Genomic DNA, 23832 nt, shown 5'->3' with positions numbered 1-23832 from the left:
CGAAATCGAAGTGCAGTAATGAATGCGGCGGACGTGATCGTACGCCAAACGGGTGATTGACTGACGGCGCATCTGCCTGCAATTGAACCCACAGTGGCCAGCGAGCTACTGTGATGCAGGCGGATGACATGCCGGTTCGGCAACCTGACCGTATAGATGAGAATAAGGGGCACAAGCGCCACCCTATTGCATTGATTTACCCATCTGAATATATTTTCCGTGGCATACTGCCTGCAACAAGGCAAGCGACATGGCATCGCAGTCGCTACAGCGCTCCCCAGGCTTTTACCGTCACTGTTCGCATAAAAAGACGGACATCGCATGGCCGTTTTGTGTCCAATGTCACCTTTGTTGGCGGCAACGCTGACCACTCATAACAATAAATAAAAATATTGATGCGTGCACTTTCCTTTCGAAAGGGTATGCCAGTCGGGCGCAACACAACAACTTGCTCAATCCGATCCGCCTGCGTATATCGCGGTTGTGTCAGACGCAATTCGCTTTGGCATTCCGGGCGATTATTCTCCTTTCCCGGCAGCGACCTGGCGTTGGCAAGGCCCCGATGAGCATAATGAACGCAGTAATGCGCACAATATAATGAAAAACGGCAACAGGTGCCTGTGCCCCTGCTGCCGTTTCTGTTATGCGCTGGCACGAAAAGCCTTGGCCTTCGCGCGCCACCTGCTGTTCAGTTATTCAATTGAAATATTGCCCTTGCGAATAACTTCACTCCAGGTCTTGGTTTCATCAGAGACGAATTTTGCAAACTCTTCCGGCGTATTCTTTTCTGCCGTCGCGCCCAGACCTTCCAGCTGCTTGAGCACTTCGGGCTTGGCCAGAATTTTTTCTACGGTTGCGTTGATTTTATCAATGATAGGCTTGGGCGTACCTTTGGGCGCCACCAGGCCGAACCATGAAGACACGTTAAACTGCGGATAGCCCGACTCCTTTAGCGTAGGCACGTCGGGAAATGCATCCGAGCGCTTGTCCGTTGTCACAGCAAAGGCCTTGATCTTGCCTGCCTTGATTTGCGGTACGGCAGCAGGCATATTCTCGAACACCACATCGGTCTGGCCACCGACCAGAGCCGTCATGGACGGGCCACTGCCGCTAAACGGAATGTGCAGCATGTCGATACCGGCCTGCTGCTTGAAAAGCTCGCCCGCCAGGTGAATGGAGGTGCCGGCGCCAGAAGAACCATAGTTGATCTTGCCAGGATTGGCCTTGGCGTAGTCAACGAACTCTTTCAGGTTGTTATATGGCGTATTGTTGCTGGCAACCAGGATATTCGGCACTTTGGCAACCAGAACGATGGGCTCGATATCCTTTTCAATATTGAACCGGACGTTTTTGTACAGCGTCTGGTTAATCGTGGTAGTAACGGCCATCATCATGAGGCTATAGCCGTCTGCCTTCCTGCGCAGCAATTGGTCCGTCGCAATATTGCTGCCGGCGCCCAGTTTGTTCTCGACCACAAAGCTCTCGCCAAGTTCGTCGCCCAGGCCCTTGGCCACAATGCGGGCCAGCACGTCTGTCGTACCCCCAGCCGCGAAGCCGACCAGTACCGTCACCGGTTTTGATGGATATGCTTCTTCCTGCGCAAACGCGGTATTTGCTGCAGCCAGCAGTCCCAAGCCGGCTGCGATCGAAAAAGCGCGCGGGAAAAAACCTTTCGGAGTCAAATTCATATTCTATATCGCCTATACTTTACAATGATAATGTTGTCTGTGATTGTGCGTGCAACACAAGTGACACGCTGATTTGGAATCATGGACAGCATTCCTTTCACAACTGAAATTATAGAACACTCATGCAAAACAATAGCCAGAGTCGTCCCGGTGGAGAAATTATCGTCGATCAACTCGTCCGTCAGGACGTTGATCATGTCTTTTGTGTTCCAGGTGAGAGTTACCTGGCCGTTTTGGATGCTTTGCACGACGCCAGCATCAATGTCACGGTGTGCCGCCAGGAAGGGGGTGCGGCCATGATGGCAGAAGCCCACGGCAAGCTCACGGGCCGGCCCGGCATCTGCATGGTGACCCGCGGTCCGGGCATCTCCAACGCCCTGGCGGGTATTCACATCGCCAAGCAGGATTCCACGCCTCTTATCGTCTTTGTTGGACAAATTGAAACCGGCATGCGCGAGCGTGAAGCCTTTCAGGAAGTGGACTACCGCGCCGTTTTTGGTACGCAGACAAAATGGACCACGGAAATCGATGATGCGGCGCGCATTCCCGAACTCATCGCGCGCGCCTTTCACGTGGCCATGTCCGGTCGCCCGGGACCCGTTGTCGTCGCCCTGCCGGAAGACATGCTGGTGCAGTTGGCCACCGTAGCGGACGCGCCACGCGTAGAACCGGTAGAGTCAGCTCCGGCTCCTGAACACATGGCGCAAATGGCCACCCTGCTGGCGGGTGCGAAAAAACCACTGGCCATCCTTGGCGGCTCACGCTGGACACAAGAGGCCGTCAATAATTTTGTCCGTTTTGCCGAAAGGCAGCAACTTCCTGTAGCGGTCCAGTTCCGCCGCCAGCATCTGTTCCCGTCGTCGCATCCCAATTTCGTTGGTGATATAGGTCTGGGCATCAATCCGAAACTACTCAAGATGGCGCAGGAAGCCGACGTGATTCTGCTGGTGGGCGGACGCATGTCGGAAATCGCTTCGCAAAGTTACACACTACTGGACATCCCGGTACCAAAACAGTCGCTGATTCATGTTCACCCGGACAGCCAGGAACTGAACCGCGTCTATCAGGCAACACTGGCCATCAACGCCACGCCAGTTCAGTTTGTCAATGCCGCCACCGGGCTCTCTGTCAGCGACCAGGGCACGCGCAAGGACTATGTTGATGCCGCCCATGCAGCCTATCTGGAATGGAGCGATCCACAGTCTGTGAGCACGCCCGGCGACCTGCAAATGGGTAAAGTCATGGCGTATCTTGAAAACAATCTGGAACCGGACGCCATTCTAACCAATGGCGCCGGCAACTATGCCACCTGGCTGCATCGCTTTCACCGCTTCAATCATTTCAATACCCAATTGGCCCCTACTTCCGGGTCAATGGGCTACGGGGCGCCCGCTGCCGTAGGCGCCAAGCGCGTCATGCCACAGCGGCAGGTTGTCTGCTTTGCCGGCGATGGTTGCTTTCTGATGCACGGTCAGGAGTTTGCCACTGCCGTACAGTACGGATTGAATATTATTGTGCTTGTGTTCGACAACAGCATGTACGGTACGATACGCATGCACCAGGAAAAACACTACCCTGGCCGCGTCAGCGCCACCGACCTGCAGAATCCGGATTTTGCCGCTTATGCGGTGGCGTTTGGCGGCCATGGAGAGCGGGTGGAAAAGAGCGAAGATTTCGGGCCTGCGTTTGAGCGGGCAGTGGCCAGCGGCAAACCAGCGATTTTGCACTGCCTGATCGATCCGCAAGCCATTACCCCTACCGCCACGCTGGATCAACTGCGCGCTGCTGCAGAAAAATCACAAACGAAGTAATCCCGTGAAGACACTGGCGGTTTGAAGCGCACCACAAACCGTCACTACCCGGGCCTGATCCAGGCATTTATAAGGGTAAGCACCCGCACTGGTGTGCCTTCAAACTATTTGCGACAAGCCTGGATCGCGAGGACAATCAGCCTGGGGACACAAAAAGCAAAAGACGCCACCAGGGCGTCTTTTACTTTTACTGACAGTACCGCAGCAACAATGAAAAATCAGTGACGATTTTTCATGTTGGCCAATCGGCGGGCAGCAGCAACCTGCGCTGCCAGCATAGCCAGTTCGGCTTCGACAGCGGCAATATCCTGCTTGTCGTGTGCGTTCTCGAGTGCTTCCAGCGCCTGCTGGCGAGCCTTCTCGGCCTTGGCTTCGTCCAGGTCTGCCGCACGGATTGCCGTGTCGGACAGGACTGTAACGCCAAATGGCTGCACTTCAAGAATACCACCGGCTACAAACACCAGCTCTTCTGTTCCATCTTCACGTACGATTTTCAACGTACCAGGACGGACCTTGGAGATCAGCGGCGTGTGGCCGGGCAGAACGCCCAGCTCACCGCTTTCACCCGGCAAAGATACAAACTTGGCTTCGCCCGAGAAGATGGATGCTTCAGCACTGACAACATCTACTTTGAGTAAAGTAGCCATAGTTATTCCTTATTTTAAGCCTTTCGCTTTTTCAAAGGCTTCATCGATGGTACCGACCATGTAGAAAGCCTGTTCGGGCAGCGCATCGCATTCACCGTCAACAATCATCTTGAAGCCGCGAATGGTTTCAGACAACGGTACGTATTTACCAGGAGAGCCGGTAAAGACCTCGGCAACGTGGAACGGCTGAGACAGGAAGCGCTGGATTTTACGTGCACGGGCAACAGCCTGTTTGTCTTCAGGAGACAGCTCGTCCATACCCAGAATCGCAATAATGTCGCGCAATTCTTTGTAGCGTTGCAGTGTCTGCTGCACACCACGGGCCACTGCGTAATGCTCTTCACCAACCACTTGCGGATCCAGCTGACGGCTGGTGGAATCCAGTGGGTCAACCGCTGGATAAATACCCAGAGAAGCGATGTCACGCGACAGCACGACCGTAGAGTCCAAATGCTGGAAGGTTGTAGCAGGAGATGGGTCGGTCAAGTCATCGGCGGGAACGTAAACGGCCTGGATCGATGTAATGGAACCGGTTTTGGTAGAGGTAATACGCTCTTGCAGTACACCCATTTCCTCGGCCAGTGTTGGCTGATAGCCCACCGCAGAAGGCATACGACCCAGCAGCGCAGATACTTCGGTTCCGGCCAGGGTGTAACGATAAATGTTATCAACGAAGAACAGAATGTCACGGCCTTCGTCACGGAATTTCTCGGCCATTGTCAGGCCGGTCAAAGCCACGCGCAGACGGTTGCCCGGAGGTTCGTTCATCTGACCGAACACCATGGCTACTTTGTCCAGAACGTTGGACTCTTCCATTTCGTGATAGAAGTCATTACCTTCACGAGTACGCTCACCCACACCGGCAAACACGGACAGACCGGAGTGCTGTTTGGCGATGTTGTTGATGAGTTCCATCATGTTAACGGTTTTGCCCACACCGGCACCACCGAACAGGCCCACTTTACCGCCTTTGGCGAACGGGCAAACCAGGTCAATCACCTTGATGCCGGTTTCCAGCAGCTCGACCGAAGGAGACAGTTCGTCAAACTTTGGTGCAGGCTGGTGAATTGCGCGTCTTTCCTCGGTAGCAATAGGACCGGCTTCGTCGATAGGACGACCCAGCACATCCATGATGCGGCCCAGAGTGGCTTCACCGACAGGAACGGAAATAGCAGCGTTGGTACGGCCAACGGACATGCCGCGACGCAGACCGTCACTTGAGCCCATTGCAATCGTACGCACAACACCGTCGCCCAGCTGTTGCTGAACTTCCAGTGTCAAACCTTTCTCGGCGAATTTTGATTCATTGTCCGCCAGGACAAGGGCTTCATAAACTTTTGGCATGTTGTCGCGTGGGAACTGAATATCCACGACGGCGCCGATGCACTGAACGATGGTACCGTTACTCATGTCGATTCCTTACTTAATAACGATTGAAAGATGCCGGTTCGTGTTGACCCGAAGGTTACACGGCCGCGGCGCCCCCCACGATTTCTGAAATTTCTTTGGTGATAGATGCCTGACGGGTTTTGTTGTAAACCAGTTGCAGCTCTCCGATCACTTTCTTTGCATTGTCCGATGCAGCCTTCATCGCCACCATCCGTGCCGACTGCTCTGACGCCATATTTTCCGCAACTGCCTGATACACCAGACCCTCAACGTAACGGGCCAGCAAATCGTCGATGACCGATTTGGCATCGGGCTCGAAGATGTAGTCCCACTGGTAGCTCGATTCGATCGCTGCCTCTTCGTCTTCGGCTTTTGCAGCACCGGCGACAAATGGATCCTTCAAGCCATCCGGCAACGGCAGCAGACGCATGATCGTTGGCTCCTGCCTCATGGTGTTCACGAAATGCGTGGACGCCACATAGAGGGCATCGATCTTGCCGTCCAGATAATCGTCAAGCTGTACCTTGAGAGCGCCAATCAGACGTTCAAGATGTGGCTGATCACCAAGCTGCACTTCGTTGGATACCAGATTGCTACCGATACGTGTCAGCAGGCTCAACCCTTTATTACCCAGGGCAGTCGTCTGGACCTTGATACCCTTGGCTTCAAATTCCTTGAGACGCGCCAGCACCAGCCGGGAGATATTTGTATTCAGGCCGCCGCACAGACCCTTGTCTGTGGTGACCAGCACTACACCCACCGCCTTGATATCTGTACGTTCTTCCATGTACGGATGACGGTAGTCAGGATGCGTTTGCATCATGTGTGCAGCGATTTCGCGTACTTTCTTGGCATAGGGACGGCCGGCACGCATTCTTTCCTGCGCCTTGCGCATTTTGGATGCTGCCACCATTTCCATGGCCTTGGTGATCTTGCGCGTGTTTTGCACGCTCTTGATCTTCGTACGAATTTCCTTGATTCCAGGCATTTCGCTTTCCTGTTAAACCAATTTCAGGAAGGTGCACGGCAACAGGCCCTGCACCTCACGGACTTACTTAATATGAGCCACCAGATTTGAAGCTGGCAACAATATCTTTCAGTGCAGCTTCGTCTTCTTTGGACAGTTCTTTCGTATCTTCGATACGGCCGATCAGATCAGCGTGCTTGTTCTTAAGCTCATCTTTCAGGCCTTTCTCGAAGGACAGAACCTTCTCGACTTCAACGTCGTCCAGGTAGCCATTGTTCACGGCGTACAGTGAGACGGCCAGTTCCCAAACCTGCAAAGGTTGGTATTGAGGCTGCTTGAGCAGTTCGACCACGCGTTTACCACGCTCGAGCTGACGGCGTGTTGCGTCGTCAAGATCGGAGGCAAACTGGGCAAAGGCTGCCAATTCACGATACTGGGCCAAGTCGGTACGAATACCACCGGACAGTTTTTTGATGACTTTGGTCTGCGCTGCACCACCAACCCGCGATACGGAGATACCCGCGTTGATCGCTGGGCGCACACCGGCGTTGAACAGATCGGTCTCAAGGAAGATCTGGCCGTCGGTAATGGAAATCACGTTGGTAGGAACGAACGCAGAAACGTCGCCTGCCTGGGTTTCAATGATCGGCAGCGCGGTCAGAGAACCGGTTTTGCCTTTCACTTCACCATTGGTGAATTTTTCTACGTAATTTGTGTTAACGCGAGCTGCACGCTCAAGCAGACGGGAGTGCAGATAGAACACGTCACCAGGATAAGCTTCACGGCCTGGCGGGCGACGCAGCAACAGGGAAACCTGACGGTATGCCCAGGCTTGTTTGGTCAGATCATCATAAACGATCAGGGCATCTTCACCACGGTCGCGGAAATATTCACCCATGGTGCAACCGGCATACGCTGACAGATACTGCATGGCAGCAGAGTCAGATGCAGTAGCTGCAACAACAATCGTGTATTCCATTGCGCCGAGCTCTTCGAGCTTACGGACCACGTTGTTCACGGTAGAGGCTTTCTGACCGATAGCAACGTAAACGCAGGTCACGTTCTTGCCTTTCTGGCTGATGATCGCGTCGATGGCAACAGCGGTTTTACCTGTCTGGCGGTCACCAATAATCAGTTCGCGCTGACCACGGCCGATAGGCACCATGGAGTCGATTGATTTAATACCGGTTTGCAACGGCTGAGAAACAGACTGGCGCTCAATAACGCCGGGTGCCACTTTCTCGATAATGTCGGTTGCTTTCGCGTTGACCGGACCTTTACCGTCGATGGGCTGACCCAGTGCGTTGACCACGCGGCCGCGCAATTCGGGGCCAACGGGTACTTCGAGAATACGACCGGTTGTTTTGACTTGATCACCTTCGGATACGCCGGTGTAATCACCCAGAATAACGGCACCCACGGAGTCACGCTCGAGGTTCAGAGCAAGACCGTAGACGTTATTGGGAAACTCCAGCATTTCGCCTTGCATCACATCGGAAAGACCGTGGACGCGTGTGATACCGTCGGTTACGGAAACAACCGTACCTTGCGTACGAACATCGGCAGAAGCGCCCAGGCCTTCAATACGGCTTTTGAGCAGTTCGCTGATTTCTGACGGATTGAGTTGCATGTTCAGACTCCTGAAATCCTGTTATGTATGGCGCTTAGTGAGCCGCCAGTGTGTCGCGCAGGCGGCTCAACTGAGCCTGCACGGAAGTATCTAATACCTGATCACCTACTGTTACGCGAACGCCACCGATAAGCGATGGATCAACGGTAACAACCGGCTTCAGTTTAACGCCGAATTTTTTCTCCAGCCCGGCAATCAGTTCCTGCACCTGGGCTTCGGACATCTCGAAAGCACTGGTGATATCTGCCTGCGCAGTCCCATCATTGCGGTTTCTGAGCGCCTCGAACTGCTCGGCGATTTGTGGCAGGAGCAAAAGACGATCGTTTTCAATGAGCAGGTCGACGAAATTGCGCATTGGCTGCGACAAGGACGTTTTGAGCAGGCCCAGAAAAACATCTTCTTTTGTTTTTCGTTCCAGTTGCGGATCTGACATCGCTTCACGCACATCTTTCAGACTTGAAAGCTGCGCGAGCTCATTGACGGCATCCGACCATGCAGCAAGACCTGCCGGATCATTTTTCGCAGAGGCAAAAAGCGCCTCGGCGTACGGACGGGCAACGGTTGATAGTTCTGCCATGGTATTTCCGAATTAAAGCTGTGCCTTGAGTTGGTTCAGCAACTCGGCATGCGTCTGAGGATTGACTTCGCGCTTGAGAATCTGCTCTGCGCCTTTGACGGCAAGGGCAGCTACTTCATCACGCAGGCTGTCCCGTACACGCTGCACTTCACGCTCGGCATCCTGTTGGGCCTGAGCGATGATGCGTGAACGTTCAGTTTCTGCTTCTCCGCGGGCAGCATCAACAATCGATGCGGCATGTTTTTCAGCGTCCTGCAAGCGAGCATGTGTTTGCTGCTTGGCATCGGCTTCGATCAGACTGATACGAGCCTGGGACTGAGCGAGATCCGCTTTGCCTTTGTCGGCTGCAGCCAGACCATCGGCAATCTTCTGACGACGTTCTTCAATGGCCTTGATCAGCGGAGGCCACACGAATTTCATCGTGAACCACGCCAGCACAAAAAAAACGAGCGTCTGGAAAAAGAGCGTCGCGTTTAAATTCACGGTCGTTTCCCTTCAATAATGGGCGGTTTCGCCTGGGCGAAATCCTGAAATTTACTTGAACTTTTGTCATTGGCGAACCCTGAATTTCAGGGTTCGCTATTCCATCTTGTTCACCACCATCCGAAGATGGCCTTACGTCTTGTTATCAGGCACCAAACGGGCTTGCGAACGCGAACAGCATGGCGATACCAACACCGATCAGGAACGCAGCGTCGATAAGACCAGCCAACAAGAACATTTTAGTTTGCAAAACGTTCATCAGTTCTGGCTGACGAGCGGATGCTTCGAGGTATTTACCGCCCATGATACCGATACCGATACACGCGCCTATAGCGCCCAGGCCGATGATGAAAGCGCAAGCAAGAGCAACGAAAGCTGCTGTGGTCATGACAACTCCTTGTGGTTATGAACCTAAAACAATTTAAAGATGGAAAATTACTGCTTAAAACTTGGTAGATCGGTTATTGATTTCCGATCTACCGACTACGGCATAACAGAACCTGCTATGACGAAACCTTAGTGGCTCTCATGCGCCTGACCAAGATATACCAGGGTCAGCATCATGAAAATAAAGGCCTGGAGCAGGATGATCAGGATATGGAAAATAGCCCATATTGATCCGGCCAGTACCTGGCCAATGCCAAGCCCGATATTCATTGCGGAAAAACCGGTCCATGCACCACCCAACAGGGCAATCAGCATGAACAACAGTTCACCGGCGAACATATTACCGAACAACCGCATACCGAGAGAAACGGTTTTGGCAGCGTATTCGATGATATTGAGCAACAGATTGAAAGGCGACAGCAGGACAGCGGCAAAGCCATGCGCGTGAAACGGCGCAGTGAACAGCTCTTTCACAAAACCACCGGCGCTCTTGATTTTGATACCGTAGTAAAAAGACAGCAGCAACACAGCCAGAGACATTCCCATGGGAACGTTCAAGTCGGCAGTAGGAAGAATGCGATGATAATACAGGGGGCCATGCGCAGTAGCGTCACCGGTCAGGCCCAGCCAGCCGAAAATGGCACCAGCCAGATCAACCGGGATAAGGTCCAGCACGTTCATCAGCGTGACCCACAAAAACACGGTCAACGCCAATGGCGCGATGAACTTGCGCGATACTTCGTTATGAACAATGCTTTTTGCCTGATCGTTGACCATATCAACAACCATTTCGACGCTAGCCTGAAAACGACCAGGTACGCCATTGGTCGCACGGCGGGCTGCCAGCCATAGGAGGAATACGACAGCCAGACCCGTGGCCAGAGACCAGAATACGGAGTCGTAATTGATAACACTCATATCCAGAATGCTGGTTTGAGGATGACCCGTATTGTTCAGGTGCGCCAGGTGATGCTGGACATAAGCTGACTGAGGCGATACTTCGGCAGATGCAGCCATTTAGTACGTACTCCAAATTCGCAGCCGGTTCAGGCTGCATTTTGATTTATCCCATTTATGTCTGACTACCTGAGTTTATTCAACACAAGCAGCAGGACATACCCCTTCAATACAACAACAAGCCCGATCAGCAAGGCAGGCCAGACAAGGTAGGTTCCCGCGAACCTGACTACCAGGGCCAGCAATGCCAGCGTTCCGCCAATCTTCAGCGCTTGCGTCCAAAAGAACGTAAGCGCACCGGCGTTAGCCTGACTGTAAATCTTTACAAGCATATGAAGAGCAGCGAACGAGGATGGGATCAGATAAATCAACCCCCCGACCAGCGCCGATAGCGCTGCATAGCCCCCCGCAACAAGCCAACTCACCAGTGCTGTTATGAGCAGCAACGCTGCTTGTGCCAGCACCAGATTAACCAGGCCCCTTGCCGCCCTTGCGTTCATCCTGGCTCGCTCTTGTGGAGTCAAGCTCAGTGAACGCGCTTCCTGTGGCGTTGTTTGTGCTTTTTCTGACATTACCGTCGCAGCCTTTCCTACTGCGGTGTGTTGGTTATTGGCAACGGGCGTATCTGTAGACACCCCGGACTGCAAAACCGACCTTCCCGGCAAATGCTTCGTACGATCAGGTCCGATGGCTCCCGTTGGATGATTCATGCCGATGGATGATTCATAAGTAAAGCCCCCGCGCCGTTCATAACGGTTTTTAGCATTCAGTTAAGCCATAGAAGTATATCGTATATTTCAAGTCATAGGCAAGACGCGGGGACGTTTTCTTACATATTATTGAAGGCAGGTGCTCGCTTGCCAACAAAGGCGTCCATCCCTTCTTTCTGGTCCTTTGTCGCAAACGTTGCGTGAAATACACGGCGCTCAAACAACAACCCCTGCTCAAGTGTTGTTTCCAGCGCCACGTTGACGCATTCCTTGGCCATCATGAGCGTAGTTTGCGACATGCCCGCCATGCCCTGCGCGATCTTGATCACTTCCTCGAGAAAATTTTCGACCGGCAGGACACGAGCAACCAGCCCCGCGCTTTCTGCTTCCTTGGCGTCCATCATGCGGCCCGTGAGCACCAGATCCATGGCCTTGGCCTTGCCCACTGCGCGGGTCAACCGCTGCGTGCCGCCCAGGCCGGGGATCGTACCCAACTTGATTTCGGGCTGGCCGAATCGGGCGCTTTCGGCCGCATAGATGGTGTCGCACATCATGGCCAGCTCGCAACCACCGCCCAAGGCATAGCCCGAGACCGCCGCAATGACTGGCTTGCGAATGACATTCTTCATGGTTTCCCAGTCGCCGCCAATGTAATTGCTCTTGTAGACATCCATATAATCCCAGTCTTTCATGGCCGAGATATCGGCACCGGCAGCAAACGCCTTGTCGGAACCGGTCAATACAATGACATTGACACTGCTGTCTGCCTGCATGGCCAGCAGGGCCTGGCTAAGTACGCGCATCAGCTCATTGCTAAGCGCATTCAGGACCTTGGGACGATTGATGGTAATGACGCCGACAGCGCCTTCGACACGCGATACGACAAATTCTTCTGACATGCTTCGGTCTCCCTGTGAGTATTCGGATATTCACTGAAATTGTGTCGATTATTGTAGCCACTGAATGGTCAAAAAACGACAAACCTGCGGTTTTTGCTATAGTTACTTACTTAACCCCAAAATTTTACAGAGTCAGTATGCCTTCCGTTTCCTATCAGATCACGCCCGCCGACCCCGCCGCTCATTATTTTGATGTCCAGGTCACCATTGACAACCCCGACCGTCGCGGCCAGGTTGTGTCGCTGCCGGCATGGATCCCCGGCAGCTATCTGATACGGGATTTTTCCCGGCATATTCACGGCCTGACGGCAAAGACCGGCAGATCTGCGCTGGCCGTCAAAAAACTGGATAACCACACCTGGCAAGTGGCGCCCAGCTCCCGCCGCCTGACGCTCAATTATCGGGTGTACGCCTGGGATCTGTCGGTGCGCTGCGCCCATCTGGATCAGACCCATGGCTTTTTCAATGGCACCAGCGTTTTTCTGAAAGTGCATGGCCGCGAAAAGCAACCATGCCAGGTGACGATTGAACCGGGCAGCAGCACCCGCCATTGGCGCGTTTATACCAGCCTGCGACCGGCACGCCGGGGCCGGCAGACGACCCTGCCGCATCGGTTCGGGGTCTATGAGGCGCCCGATTACGATGCCCTGGTGGACCATCCGGTCGAGATGGGCACGCCTCACGTGGAAACGTTTACCGTATGCGGGGCCAAACATGAAATGGTGTTCACCGGGGTGTTGCCCAACGTCGACTTCAAGCGCATTGCACGCGATACGGCGAAAATCTGCGAAACCCAGATCCGTTTTTTTGAGCCTCGCAGCCAGCGCGCACCGTTTCTGGACAGCGCCGATCGCTATGTGTTCATGACTTACGTGACAGGAAAGGATTATGGCGGCCTGGAGCATCGCGCCTCCACGGCACTGGTGGCGTCCCGCCAGGACCTGCCTGTGATCGGCAACGATGAACGCAGCGAAGGCTATACCGGTTTTCTCGGTCTGGTCAGCCACGAATATTTTCATACATGGAATGTCAAGCGCATCAAGCCGCAGGCCTTTGTCCCCTATGATCTGTCCCAGCCCAATCTGACCAGCTTGCTGTGGATTTTCGAAGGCTTCACCTCATACTACGATGATCTGATGCTATTGCGCGCCGGCGTCGTAGATGAAAACGACTATCTGCAACTGCTGGGCAAGACTATTACCGGCGTACACAGGGCGCCGGGGCGCTTCAGGCAGAGCGTAGCCGACAGCTCCTTTGACGCATGGAATCGATATTATCGCCAGGACGAGAGTTCCATCAACAATATCGTCAGCTACTATACAAAGGGGTCCCTGGTCGCGCTGGCGCTGGATCTGAGCATTCGCAACGCCACCGGCAACCGCAAGTCGCTGGACGACGTCATGCGATTGCTTTGGGATCGCTATGGCCGCCGCTTTTACCAGTCACGCCAGCGTGGCTTGCAGGAGCATGAATTTGCGGGCCTGCTCAAGCAGGCGACGGGCGTGGATCTGCAGTCATTTATTGACGCGGCCACCGAACAAACAGACGATTTGCCGCTGGCCTCGTTGCTGGAAACACAAGGCATCAGCCTGTCCTGGCAGACCGAGCGCCGCGCACCAGGCATTGGCGCCACCATGCGGGCCACGGCAACCGGTGAACCGGGCCTGGCGCAGGTTATTGAAGGCGGCGCAGCGCATGCGGCAGGCCTGTCGGCCGGCGATATTCTGCTGGCCATGGATGGCCTGCGCATTGAAGCGTCAAACTGGGACAAGCTGCAGGACCGCTACCGGCCCGGACAGCAAGTCCTTATTCATTATTTCAGACGTGATGAGCTGCGCAGCACGCAACTCACGCTGCAGGCGCCGGCTCATGACAAGTGCAATTTAACCAGGCAATCTGCCAGCCAGGACAGCAATTAACGATCGCGTGTTGCACACACTGGACATGCCAGATTGCGCTCCAGCAGCAGCGTTTGCCACTGCATGGATAGCGCATCGAGCATCATCAGCCGACCGCGCAGGTTGTCGCCCGCACCCAGCAGCGTTTTGATGGTTTCGGCCGCCTCTACGCTGCCGATGATACCGACCAGCGGCGCAAAGACGCCCATGGTGGCACAGTTGTCGGTCTGTAAATTGTCTGAGGGAGGAAATGCGCAGGCGTAACAGGGCGAGTCTGCGTGGCGCGTATCAAACACCGTCACCTGGCCAGCAAACCGGATGGCCGCACCCGACACAAAGGGCTTGGCGTGTGCAACGCATACTTCATTGATGGCCTGGCGTGTGCGGAAATTATCGGTGCAGTCCACGATAATATCGACCCCGGCAAGCAACTGCCCCAGGCGATCGGTGTCGACCCGTTCGACGACCGTGTCCACCCCGCAATCCGGATTGATCTGGCCAATGGCCGCAAGCGCTGATTCTGCCTTGCTCTGGCCGATGCGTGCAGTGGTATGGATGATCTGGCGCTGCAAATTCGACAGCTCGACCTGATCGTCATCTACCAGCACCAGCCGACCAACGCCGGCAGAGGCCAGATACGCGGCCACCGGCGAGCCCAGCCCACCGAGCCCGAGGATCAGCACGGAACTGGCAAGCAGTTTTTCCTGCCCCTCAATGCCGATGGCCTCAAGCATCAGATGTCGCGCATAGCGCAGTAGCTGGTTATCATCCATTGGCTATTTTCCTGCGGGCTGCGCGGGTGCCGCCGGCTTGACAGCATCAGCCGGCGCCTTGCGCTCGACTGGCGGTGGCGCAGCAGGCGCGGCCTTATCAGGCTCATCTGCGTCAGCAGGTTCGCCCTTGACTGGCTTATCACCCTGATCCTGTCCCGGTTTGGCGACGCTGTCAGAAGCCGCGTCAATGGATTTGCTCTCCGTCTGCTTTTCCTTCTCGCTCAGTTGCTTTTCGGCAACCGGTGCACCGCCCTTGACCGGTTTGCCCAGCAGTTTGTTCACCGCCTGCGCCAGCTGAAAATCGTCAGCCGAGCCGAACTCAAAGACCTGCTGGTCCTCTGCCGTTTCGTCGGGCTTGATTGAGGTGGTGCCTTTGACTTCACCGTTTTCACCAGCCTGGTCATTGCGCAGATGCTCGGCCAGGTCGGCCTCGCGCGGGAAGCTGAACAGATCGCCTTTTTCGGTGTCCGTCACCACGACATCCGGAACAATGCCGGTGGCCTGGATGGAGCGCCCGGAGGGGGTGAAATAACGTGCCGTGGTCAGCTTGAGCGCCGTATTATCGTCCAGCGGCATGACCACCTGGACCGAACCCTTGCCGAAACTGCGATTACCCATCACCGTGGCGCGCTTGTGGTCCTGCAGCGCGCCAGCGACAATTTCCGCAGCTGATGCCGAACCAACGTTGATCAATGCCACCATGGGAACCGTTCTGGTCCAGGCTGGCAGGCCTTTCAGATAATCACTCGAATTGTGAACGTAGTCCCGCGCATCGGCTTTGAACACATGCGAATCCTGATCGTCGCGGGACTTGGTAGACACCACATTGATGCCGGGCTTCAGAAATGCCGCCGACACCCCGATGGCGCCCGTCAACAATCCGCCTGGATCGTTGCGCAAATCAAGCACCAGACCTTTCGGTTTGCCCTTGGCGTCCAGCTGTTTCAAGTGCGTCGCCAGATCGGGACCTGTGCGTTCCTGAAACTGCGATACACGCACATAGGCGATCGCATCAGGCAGCATTTTGCTGCGCACGCTTTGCACCTTGATCACAGCGCGGACCAAATCAAAGTCCAACTGTTTGCCGGTGGACGGACGGCTGACCGAAAGCTTGATCGACGTACCCACGTCTCCCCGGAGATTCTTCACCACATCGTTCAGCGGCTTGCCTTCCATACTTTCGCCATTGATGCCGGTAATGATGTCGCCTGGCATGATGCCGGCCTTGGCCGCCGGCGTATCTTCAATGGGCGAAATAATTTTCACAAAGCCTTTTTCGGGGCCGATCTCAATGCCCAGGCCACCAAACTCGCCATCGGTGGACACTCGCATCTCTTCATATTCTTGCTCATCCAGATAGGCCGAATGCGGATCCAGATCCTGAACCATGCCCTTGATCGCGGACTCGATCAGTTTCTGGTCCTCTATCGGCTCTACGTAGCTGTTTTTGATCGCAGCGTACACGCGCGCGAAACGCTGCAGCTCGGCAAATGGCAACGACTCTTCGGCAGGCAGCGGAGCGTGAGTCTCGGGTGCGGGAATCTGCCGCGCCGGATTGGCCGGCTTCTGCTGAGACAAAGCCACTGGCGAATAGGCGATGCCTGCCTGAATCAGCCCGATGATAATTACATATGACAACTGGCGCACTGCAAACAATTTCATAGCGTCTTCCGGATAAATGCGCGGCACCGTTACCGGGCCAGCCAGCTCATGGGATCTACCGGAGTAGACCCTTGTCTGATTTCGAAATAGAGGCCAGGGTCAACCTGCCCCCCCGTAGCGCCGACACGGGCAATGGTCTGGCCAATGCGTACTCGGTCGCCCACCTTTTTGCTCAGGCTCTGATTGTAACCATATACACTCAGATACCCATTCTGGTGATCCACAATAATGAGGTTACCAAATCCCTGAATCCATGATGCATAAACTACGCTACCGCTGCCAACCGCCTTGACCGGCGTGCCGCTGCCCGCCCGAATCAGAATGCCGCGCCAGACATCACCCGTATCGGGACGCGGCGTGCCGAAGCGACCCTGCACACTGCCGCGTACGGGCCAGGGTGCACCGCGCTGCAGGCCGGCAGTGCCAGACGAGGCTTCTGCAGCAGCCTTGCGCTCATCTTCACGCGCCTTCTGCGCCAGCCGCACTTGCTCTTCAGCCTTCAGGCGCGCCAGACGGGCCTTCTCGCGATCGATTTCCAGATTTTCCCGCTGTATCCGCGCCAGCGCCAACTGCTCCTGCGCCGCTGCCGCAGAACGGCTGGCTGTGTTCAGGTCGGGCGAAGGCGGTACGCCAGCGCCGGCAGATGGCGCGTTTTCGCGGGCGCGCCGCAGGGCCTCTGTCTGTTCTTCGGCCGTCATATAGGCGCGTTGTTCTGCTTCCCGGGCCGCCTGGGCCTGACGCGCCGCCTGATCCGCGCGCCTTGCCGCAAGCGCCGCCTGCTGGGCAGCTTCACGAGCGGCCTGCTCACGGGCCTGTTGCAGCGCCTTGCGTCGCGCAGCCTCGCGGGCCTCGCGCTCGATTGCGGCACGACGAATGGCCTCGCGCTGCTTGACAATGCTGCCCTGAATATCATCGATAAGCGCGTTCAGGCGCTTGTCGTCCCGCGCCAGCTTGCCAGCCTGGGACCGCCGCGCTTTCAGATCTTCTTCAACCCTGGCCAGCACCGCCGCGTGCTTTTGCTTTTCCTGCTCCAGATCAGCCTTGCTTTTTTCTGCGTCATCAGCCAATTTCTGCAACGTTTTCCGGTGATCCGCCACCTTCTTTTTGACGGCGTCAAGACGGGCGATTTCGGTGTTGAGCGCTTCAACAGCCTGGGTTCTTGCCTTGGTAACATAACTGAGGTAGGTCAGGTCACGGCCGATTTTCTGTGCATCATCGCCGGAGAGCAGCGCGGCCCATGGTGAAACACCGTGGGTGTACTGGGACTTGAGCTGCTCTGCCAGTTCCTGGCGGCGCTGCTCCATGAGCCCCTGCTGCGCGGCCTGCTCCTGGCGCAGGTCGTCCAGCTCCCTCTCGGTCTTGTCCCTCTGGCTGTCCAGATCATCAAGCCTGGCATTGAGCCGGGAAATTTCGGTCTCGGACTGGCGCAGCGACTCGGTGACATCCTTGCGATCGCTTTCGGATTCATCGATCCGCTTCTGAACTTGCGCAATTTTTTCCTGAAGGTCACGACGCAACTGTTCGGCATTCTGCTGCTGTTTGGTAAGCGAAGAAATGGATTGCGCGCCCGCCGGCCCGCTCGCAAGCAGAACCAGACAGGCAAGCGTCGCACTGCCGAGCAAACGCAATGATAACAAGGGACCGGACCCACTCATGACGCCTTCCCTATGGCCGGCATGCAGACAGAAGACGCAATGTGCGCGAGACCCGGATCACGTCAGTCCTTTTTGGCCTTTCCCTGGGCCGCAACAGCAGCCATGGCCGCAGCGATGGCATCCTGGTCGCCCAGATAATAGTGTTTAATGGGCTTGAGGTTCTCATCAAGCTCATAGACCAGCGGCTGGCCGGTAGGGATATTTAAATTGACGATATCGTCTTCAGAGACCTGATCCAGATGTTTGATCAATGCACGCAGACTATTGCCGTGGGCAGAAATAAGCACATTGCGGCCAGCCTTGATCGCGGGCGCAATGGATTCATTCCACAATGGCAGTACCCGTTCAACGGTATCCTTCAGGCATTCGGTTGCCGGCAGATCGGCAGGGGCAATGCGACTATAGCGGGCATCAAAGCGCGGATGGCGTTCGTCGTCTCCGTCCAGTGGCTCGGGCGCAATCGCGTAGGCCCGACGCCACACCAGCACCTGCTCATCACCATACTTCTGGGCGGTTTCCGCCTTGTTCAACCCCTGCAGCGCACCATAGTGCCTTTCGTTCAGGCGCCAGCTATAGTGCACCGGCGTGTACATGGCATCCATGGCGTCCAGGGCGATCCAGAGGGTGCGGATGGCGCGTTTTAACACAGATGTGAATGCCAGATCGAAGGTGTAGCCTTCTTTTTTGAGCAGCTCGCCTGCTTCCCAGGCCTGCTGACGACCGGTTTCAGTCAGATCGACGTCTTTCCAGCCGGTAAACCGGTTTTCAAGATTCCACTGGCTTTCGCCATGGCGCATTAACACTAGCTTATACATTATTGATTCCCGCAAGACAAACTGAAAAACTGTACCGGGTTGAAAATCGGCCCGCCGCGTGCCTGCGGCCCGGGTCAACCATTAATTTTGTCTATTTTACAGAAGTCTTATCACGAATAGGCGAGCTATTTTATAATCAGTAAATTCAGCGTTTGAAAAACGAAATTTACAGGATTCATTGTGGATTTTCTTTTTTATCAAAACTCGATTTACTTTCTTATTTTTCTGCTGGTAGCCGGCGCCCTGCTGGTTTTCCCCCTGCTGCGCCAACAGGGCAAAGGCAATACCGGGCTGAGCGTCAAAGATGCGGTCAACCTGGTCAACCGTGAAAACGCGGTGTTTGTCGATCTGCGTGCCGCCGATAGCTATCGCAGCGGCTCCATTCCTTCTGCCCGCAATCTGCCAGCAGCCGACTTTGAACAGAAAGCCGGTACCCTGCCGCGCAACAAACCGCTGATCCTGGTGTGCGACAATGGACGTGAATCGGCCAAAATGGCCAACGTGCTGCGCAGCAAGAACACCGAGAACGTGTATACGCTGGCCGGCGGCATGGGGGCCTGGAAGGCTGACGGCATGCCCGTCAAGCAACACAGCTGACGTCATCGCCGGCGTCGCCACGGCGGCGCAGCACCGCATCCATTGCTACACAGAGAACAGATAAGGCTCATGATGAAAAAAGTGACCATGTATTACAAGCAGACCTGCCCCTACTGCGTGCGCGCAGAAAAATTATTGCGTGAACGCGGGGTGAGCGATCTGGAGAAAATCAGCATTGACACAAACCGGGAGCAGCGGGCTGCTATGATTGAACGATCCGGCGGGCGTACAACGGTGCCGCAAATCTTCATCGACCAGGCGCATATCGGTGGCTGTGACGAGCTGATGGCACTTGACCGCGACGGTAAACTGGTTAACATGCTGGGTGCATAACCCGCTTATTTTTGATATTTACATAATTAGGAAGTTATATGGCTGACGAAAACAACGCTGCATCGAACAACGACGCGACAGGAACAGATCCGGTATTCTCGATGCAACGTGTCTATCTCAAAGACCTTTCCCTGGAAATGCCCAATGCACCGCAAATTTTCCTGGAGCAGGAAACACCGAACGTTGAAGTGTCTCTGAACGTCGGCGGCGAGCGCCTGGCCGATACCGTTTTCGAAGCGACAGTGACAGTGACGATCACCACCAAGGTTGGCGACAAGACGCTGTATCTGGTCGAAGGCACGCAGGCAGGCATTTTTGAAATTGCCAATGTGCCTGAAGAACAGTTCGAACCACTCATCGGTATTGTCTGCCCGACCATGCTGTTTCCTTACCTGCGCGCCAACGTCGCCGATGCCATCAACCGCACCTCGCTGCCTCCGCTGCACTTGGCCGAAGTGAACTTCCAGGCATTGTATGAACAGCGCGTACAGGAAGCACAAAGCCAGGCCGGCGGCAATGACTCGCCAGACACGGGTTCAGGCCTCTACGTGCCTCCCGGTACCACACGTCAATAAACGCCCATGACGCCTGCGCCCTCGCCGTTGTCATTGCGCGTGCTCGTTCTTGGAGCAGGCAGCTGGGGCACAGCGCTGGCGCATGCCGCCTGCAATAATGCCCAGACCATGGTCTGGGCACGTGATCCGGAAACGGCGCGACACATCAACCAGCAGCATCGCAATCCGCGGTATCTGCAGGATATCCCCCTGCCGCCTGGCTTGCTTGCCAGCGACAGTCTTGACCAGGCGTTTGCGTTTCTGCAAGAAGCGTCAACGTCCCTGATTATCCTGGGCACACCTGTCGCAGCCATCGCCCACACCTGTACTATTTTGCGCGAGCATCTGCCAGTTGCCGGCCTGCAAACAACGCCTGTGCTATGGACCTGCAAGGGATTCGAGCAGCAAACGGCGCGCCTGCCTCACGAAGTGGTGCAGGCCATTCTTGACGATATCGTTCCGTATACCGGTGTGCTGTCCGGCCCTTCGTTTGCGCGCGAAGTGGCGCAGGGTCTTCCGGTTGCACTGACTGTGGCCAGCCGCCATGAGTGCGTCACAGCACGGGCCACAGAAGCCCTGCATGCGGGCAATACCCGCATTTATCGAAGCCAAGACGTGGTCGGCGTTGAAGTGGGCGGCGCCATGAAAAACGTTATTGCGATTGCCTGTGGCATTGCTGATGGCCTGGCACTAGGCATGAATGCACGTGCGGCGCTCATTACCCGTGGACTGACCGAAATGAGCCGCCTGGGCCTGGCGCTGGGCGGCGAGGCCGCCACCTTCAGCGGGCTGACCGGGTTGGGCGACCTTGTCCTGACGGCAACCGGAGACCTGTCGCGCAATCGCCAGGTGGGTGTCGCGCTAGGCCAGGGTCAGGGCCTGGATACCATCCTGTCTTCGGGCATGACCGCCGAAGGCGTTCGCTGTGCCCGTGCCGCCCTGACCCGTGCACGCGGGCTAAATATCGATATGCCCATTACCGAAGCCGTCTGCGCTGTACTGTTCGACAAAGTCTCCCCGCTACAGGCCGTATCCCGTCTGCTGTCACGCGAATCGCGCAACGAATAGCGCAGCAGCTCCAGCACCGTCGATCGGCGACGTTATGATCACCATTGCCACCGGGCTGCGCCGCCGTACGCGCGCATGCTTAACGTACTGCCCGCTTGATGGTGCTGATCGGAACCAAAGTCTCACCCGCCGCATTTTGCCTTACCGGCTTGCACCAGGCGTGCCCATACGCCACCTCTAATGACAAGCGCAATAAACCGTCTTCTCCACGACCCGCTTCCAGTGCCTCGCGAAGACGCCTGTGCCACGCTTGCCCCTTGAGTCCGTCGCCACGTGCTTCGCTCGGATTGCCGCCCAGCCCGCGCACATCCCTGAGCAGGGCATCCACCGTGCGATAGGTCAGCGTAATCACTTCCTGATCCATGACCGGATCCATAAAGCCATTTTCCAGGAGGATGTCGCCGAAATCATGCATGTCGACAAATTGCATGGTCTGGGTCTGGATGCCCGCTGCCGCGACAGCGTTGCGCACTTCACGAAAGGTGCCAGGGCCTAGACAGGAAAACATGGCCAGGCCGCTGTTACCCAGGACCCGACGCCATTCGCGGATGACGTCATGCGGTAGCTGATGCCAATGCAGCGCCAGATTGGACCAGACCATATCGACCGACTCAGGCGGCATGGGCATGGCCGCCATATCGGCGAGCGCGAAGGAAAAACCTTGCCGCCCCTTAAGTTTTTGCATGATGGATTTGAGCCCTTTGGGCACAAACTGGTTCTGGCAATGCTCAATAAAGGGCGCGCAATGGTCCACGCCGATGATCGATGCCTGCGGGTAACGCGCCGCCAGCAGATAGAGCGAATTGCCGGGGCCGCAACCGGCGTCGACGATCCGCTCGGGCGCCACCTTGATATAGCCCAGGCGATCGATCATGCGCGTGGCAATTTCGTCATAGAAAAAGCGCGCGTCTTCCAGCGTGCCACGACGGGCAAACTGCTGACGAACATGCGTCATGTTGATGGGCAGCCGCGAAGCCGAATGAATTAGCTGGGACATTGGTATCACAAACCCGTTTGATGCCAGAGCTGTCTTCTGGCAGATTATGCAATCTGCCATTGTAATGAAGGTGACCAGTCATGACTGCCGTCAGGCCGTTTTCCCCACGATTTTCCTATTTGCGCGCACGTCTGTCCGCTGCCATCGGGGCCGCTTGCGCGCTGTGCAATGCAACTGCGCCATTAGGCCGGCTCTGCCCCGGATGCACAAGCGACGTGCAGCATTCCATGCGCGAACATCCGTGGCGCTGCGCCCGCTGCGCGCTGGCACTGCCGGCGCCAGGGCCATGCCCGGACTGCGCCGACCAGGCGCCATCGCTGGAAAAAGTTATCGCTGCCTTTGACTATGTTGGCCCGGCAGACAGCCTGATTCTGCGCTACAAGAACGCCCGTCAGTTTCAGTTGGCCACCGCGTTTGCGGCGCTGGCCGTTGATGCGATCCGGCTGGGCAGCCAGGGGAACGGCTCACCACCATGGCCTGCCTTGACGCCACTGATCCCGATTCCCGGCAGCCGCCGCTCGCTGCAGCGGCGCGGCTTCAATCCGGCCGCCGAGTTCGCCTGCAGACTGGGCCGATTATTGAACATGCCGGTGCTGCATTCGCTGCTATACCGTGAACCCGACCATCTGAAGCAAAGTACGCTGAACCGCCGACAGCGGCGCGCCAACACCGCACATCTGTATTATTGCGCTCGAAATTGCCATTTGCCGTGTGCGGTTCTGGTGGACGACGTACTGACCACGGGCAGCACACTCAATACCGCCGCCAGGGCACTGATCGCAGCCGGCGTAGACCGGGTATTTGCCGTGGTCATCGCCAGAACGCCCTGCGTCGCGCGCGATGAGCCCGACAGTATCGGTTTGCCGGATCACCCATCAGAGCACGACTGACCAGCCCACCACTGACTGCGAAGCGAAACGGTGCGGAACACACACGCTTCGTGTCCCTGGTGGTCGCCTGGCCTGTTGCCGGAGAGCCAACCCGATCCCTCGACGGAGCCAGCCGGCGCCGCCAGCTTCTATCGGGTTCCTCTACATCCCTGGCAGACCTAACTACCTTGATTCCGTACCTATCGAATTGGGGTTTTCCATTATTTTCTCGATAGTCAGGAATTGATTATTTGATTATTGAGAAATTAACGTTATTCTGCGTTTCTCTTCTTCTTTTCCAACAGGGTCATGCTTTCTCAATCGGACAAAGGTGGCGCTGATCGCGCGCTTTATATTCTGTCGGTTTTCGCCAAAATCGAGCGGCCAGTTACCGTGGCCGAGCTGATCACGCTTACCGGTTTGCCACAGAGCACCCTTTACCGACAACTGACACTACTGAAAAAGT

General features: G+C 55.9%; 24 protein-coding genes. 8 read left to right on the top strand and 16 right to left on the bottom strand.

The annotated features are described in order from the left end of the window. Positions 1 to 692: 692 nt before the first annotated feature. Positions 693 to 1688, bottom strand: a complete 996-nt coding sequence (locus ACTIKR_RS04830; protein ID WP_193088294.1) for a Bug family tripartite tricarboxylate transporter substrate binding protein — start codon at positions 1686 to 1688, stop codon at positions 693 to 695. A 122-nt stretch (positions 1689 to 1810) separates the two neighbouring features. Here ACTIKR_RS04830 and ACTIKR_RS04825 point away from each other — a divergent pair, with 122 nt between their 5' ends. After that, positions 1811 to 3499, top strand: coding sequence for a thiamine pyrophosphate-binding protein (locus ACTIKR_RS04825; RefSeq protein ID WP_442327245.1), 1689 nt, complete (start codon positions 1811 to 1813; stop codon positions 3497 to 3499). A gap of 218 nt (positions 3500 to 3717) precedes the next feature. On the opposite strand, the gene ACTIKR_RS04820 is transcribed toward ACTIKR_RS04825, so the two are convergent. From ACTIKR_RS04820 to ACTIKR_RS04775, 10 genes are all read right to left on the bottom strand, one after another. Next, positions 3718 to 4146, bottom strand: coding sequence for a F0F1 ATP synthase subunit epsilon (locus ACTIKR_RS04820; RefSeq protein ID WP_014749581.1), 429 nt, complete (start codon positions 4144 to 4146; stop codon positions 3718 to 3720). A gap of 9 nt (positions 4147 to 4155) precedes the next feature. Beyond that, the gene (atpD, locus tag ACTIKR_RS04815) at positions 4156 to 5556 is read right to left on the bottom strand and encodes a F0F1 ATP synthase subunit beta (protein ID WP_193088296.1); all 1401 of its coding nucleotides are present in this window, start codon (positions 5554 to 5556) and stop codon (positions 4156 to 4158) included. Positions 5557 to 5611: 55 nt separating this feature from the next. After that, a complete protein-coding gene (gene atpG, locus ACTIKR_RS04810) occupies positions 5612 to 6523 on the bottom strand; it encodes a F0F1 ATP synthase subunit gamma (RefSeq protein WP_014749579.1) in 912 nt (303 codons plus the stop codon). A gap of 67 nt (positions 6524 to 6590) precedes the next feature. Further along, complete coding sequence (gene atpA / locus ACTIKR_RS04805; protein ID WP_193088297.1) at positions 6591 to 8132, bottom strand: F0F1 ATP synthase subunit alpha; 1542 nt, start codon at positions 8130 to 8132, stop codon at positions 6591 to 6593. 34 nt (positions 8133 to 8166) lie between these two features. Next, the gene (locus tag ACTIKR_RS04800; protein ID WP_193088298.1) at positions 8167 to 8709 is read right to left on the bottom strand and encodes a F0F1 ATP synthase subunit delta; all 543 of its coding nucleotides are present in this window, start codon (positions 8707 to 8709) and stop codon (positions 8167 to 8169) included. Between the two features lie 12 nt (positions 8710 to 8721). Continuing rightward, a complete protein-coding gene (locus ACTIKR_RS04795; protein ID WP_024005178.1) occupies positions 8722 to 9192 on the bottom strand; it encodes a F0F1 ATP synthase subunit B in 471 nt (156 codons plus the stop codon). 145 nt (positions 9193 to 9337) lie between these two features. Further along, positions 9338 to 9580 (bottom strand): F0F1 ATP synthase subunit C, encoded by a 243-nt coding sequence (gene atpE, locus ACTIKR_RS04790; protein WP_014749574.1) that lies wholly within the window; start codon positions 9578 to 9580, stop codon positions 9338 to 9340. A 128-nt stretch (positions 9581 to 9708) separates the two neighbouring features. After that, a complete protein-coding gene (gene atpB / locus ACTIKR_RS04785) occupies positions 9709 to 10596 on the bottom strand; it encodes a F0F1 ATP synthase subunit A (RefSeq protein WP_193088299.1) in 888 nt (295 codons plus the stop codon). Positions 10597 to 10661: 65 nt separating this feature from the next. Continuing rightward, positions 10662 to 11108: an ATP synthase subunit I gene (locus tag ACTIKR_RS04780; RefSeq protein ID WP_442327244.1), complete on the bottom strand. Its 447-nt coding sequence runs from the start codon at positions 11106 to 11108 to the stop codon at positions 10662 to 10664. A gap of 257 nt (positions 11109 to 11365) precedes the next feature. Continuing rightward, positions 11366 to 12145, bottom strand: a complete 780-nt coding sequence (locus ACTIKR_RS04775; protein ID WP_442327243.1) for an enoyl-CoA hydratase — start codon at positions 12143 to 12145, stop codon at positions 11366 to 11368. Between the two features lie 137 nt (positions 12146 to 12282). On the opposite strand from ACTIKR_RS04775, the gene ACTIKR_RS04770 reads away from it, so the two are divergent. After that, positions 12283 to 14064 (top strand): M61 family metallopeptidase, encoded by a 1782-nt coding sequence (locus tag ACTIKR_RS04770; protein ID WP_442327242.1) that lies wholly within the window; start codon positions 12283 to 12285, stop codon positions 14062 to 14064. On the opposite strand, the gene ACTIKR_RS04765 is transcribed toward ACTIKR_RS04770, so the two are convergent. The 4 genes from ACTIKR_RS04765 to gpmA all read right to left on the bottom strand — a co-directional run bounded on the left by ACTIKR_RS04765 (position 14061) and on the right by gpmA (position 18948). Beyond that, positions 14061 to 14816: a HesA/MoeB/ThiF family protein gene (locus ACTIKR_RS04765; protein WP_442327241.1), complete on the bottom strand. Its 756-nt coding sequence runs from the start codon at positions 14814 to 14816 to the stop codon at positions 14061 to 14063. The two genes, ACTIKR_RS04770 and ACTIKR_RS04765, sit on opposite strands and share 4 nt — an antisense overlap. Positions 14817 to 14819: 3 nt before the next feature. Continuing rightward, positions 14820 to 16478 carry a S41 family peptidase gene (locus tag ACTIKR_RS04760; protein ID WP_442327240.1) on the bottom strand — a complete coding sequence of 553 codons (1659 nt, stop codon included), beginning with the start codon at positions 16476 to 16478 and terminating at the stop codon, positions 14820 to 14822. Between the two features lie 29 nt (positions 16479 to 16507). Next, positions 16508 to 18133: a murein hydrolase activator EnvC family protein gene (locus ACTIKR_RS04755; protein ID WP_442327239.1), complete on the bottom strand. Its 1626-nt coding sequence runs from the start codon at positions 18131 to 18133 to the stop codon at positions 16508 to 16510. Positions 18134 to 18195: 62 nt separating this feature from the next. Continuing rightward, a complete protein-coding gene (gene gpmA, locus ACTIKR_RS04750) occupies positions 18196 to 18948 on the bottom strand; it encodes a 2,3-diphosphoglycerate-dependent phosphoglycerate mutase (RefSeq protein ID WP_193088306.1) in 753 nt (250 codons plus the stop codon). A 180-nt stretch (positions 18949 to 19128) separates the two neighbouring features. On the opposite strand from gpmA, the gene ACTIKR_RS04745 reads away from it, so the two are divergent. From ACTIKR_RS04745 to ACTIKR_RS04730, 4 genes are all read left to right on the top strand, one after another. Continuing rightward, a complete protein-coding gene (locus tag ACTIKR_RS04745; RefSeq protein ID WP_193088307.1) occupies positions 19129 to 19545 on the top strand; it encodes a rhodanese-like domain-containing protein in 417 nt (138 codons plus the stop codon). A gap of 72 nt (positions 19546 to 19617) precedes the next feature. Next, entirely contained in the window at positions 19618 to 19878 is a 261-nt protein-coding gene (gene grxC, locus ACTIKR_RS04740) for a glutaredoxin 3 (RefSeq protein WP_442327252.1), read from the top strand. A gap of 38 nt (positions 19879 to 19916) precedes the next feature. After that, positions 19917 to 20453 (top strand): protein-export chaperone SecB, encoded by a 537-nt coding sequence (gene secB / locus ACTIKR_RS04735; RefSeq protein ID WP_193088308.1) that lies wholly within the window; start codon positions 19917 to 19919, stop codon positions 20451 to 20453. Between the two features lie 6 nt (positions 20454 to 20459). Continuing rightward, the gene (locus ACTIKR_RS04730) at positions 20460 to 21500 is read left to right on the top strand and encodes an NAD(P)H-dependent glycerol-3-phosphate dehydrogenase (protein WP_193088309.1); all 1041 of its coding nucleotides are present in this window, start codon (positions 20460 to 20462) and stop codon (positions 21498 to 21500) included. Between the two features lie 79 nt (positions 21501 to 21579). Here the strand turns inward: ACTIKR_RS04730 and ACTIKR_RS04725 are convergent, their stop codons facing one another. After that, entirely contained in the window at positions 21580 to 22497 is a 918-nt protein-coding gene (locus ACTIKR_RS04725) for a methyltransferase domain-containing protein (RefSeq protein WP_193088310.1), read from the bottom strand. Positions 22498 to 22577: 80 nt separating this feature from the next. Between ACTIKR_RS04725 and ACTIKR_RS04720 the strand changes: the two genes are divergently transcribed. Together ACTIKR_RS04720 and ACTIKR_RS04715 are read left to right on the top strand one after the other, a co-directional pair. Beyond that, entirely contained in the window at positions 22578 to 23387 is an 810-nt protein-coding gene (locus ACTIKR_RS04720; protein WP_193088311.1) for a ComF family protein, read from the top strand. Between the two features lie 288 nt (positions 23388 to 23675). Then, positions 23676 to 23832 (top strand): helix-turn-helix domain-containing protein (locus ACTIKR_RS04715; RefSeq protein WP_442327251.1); only part of this gene is annotated, 157 nt, incomplete at its 3' end.

This window comes from Advenella sp. (assembly GCF_052108595.1).
Lineage (GTDB): Bacteria > Pseudomonadota > Gammaproteobacteria > Burkholderiales > Burkholderiaceae_B > Advenella.
This window is presented reverse-complemented; position numbering and strand designations above follow the sequence as displayed.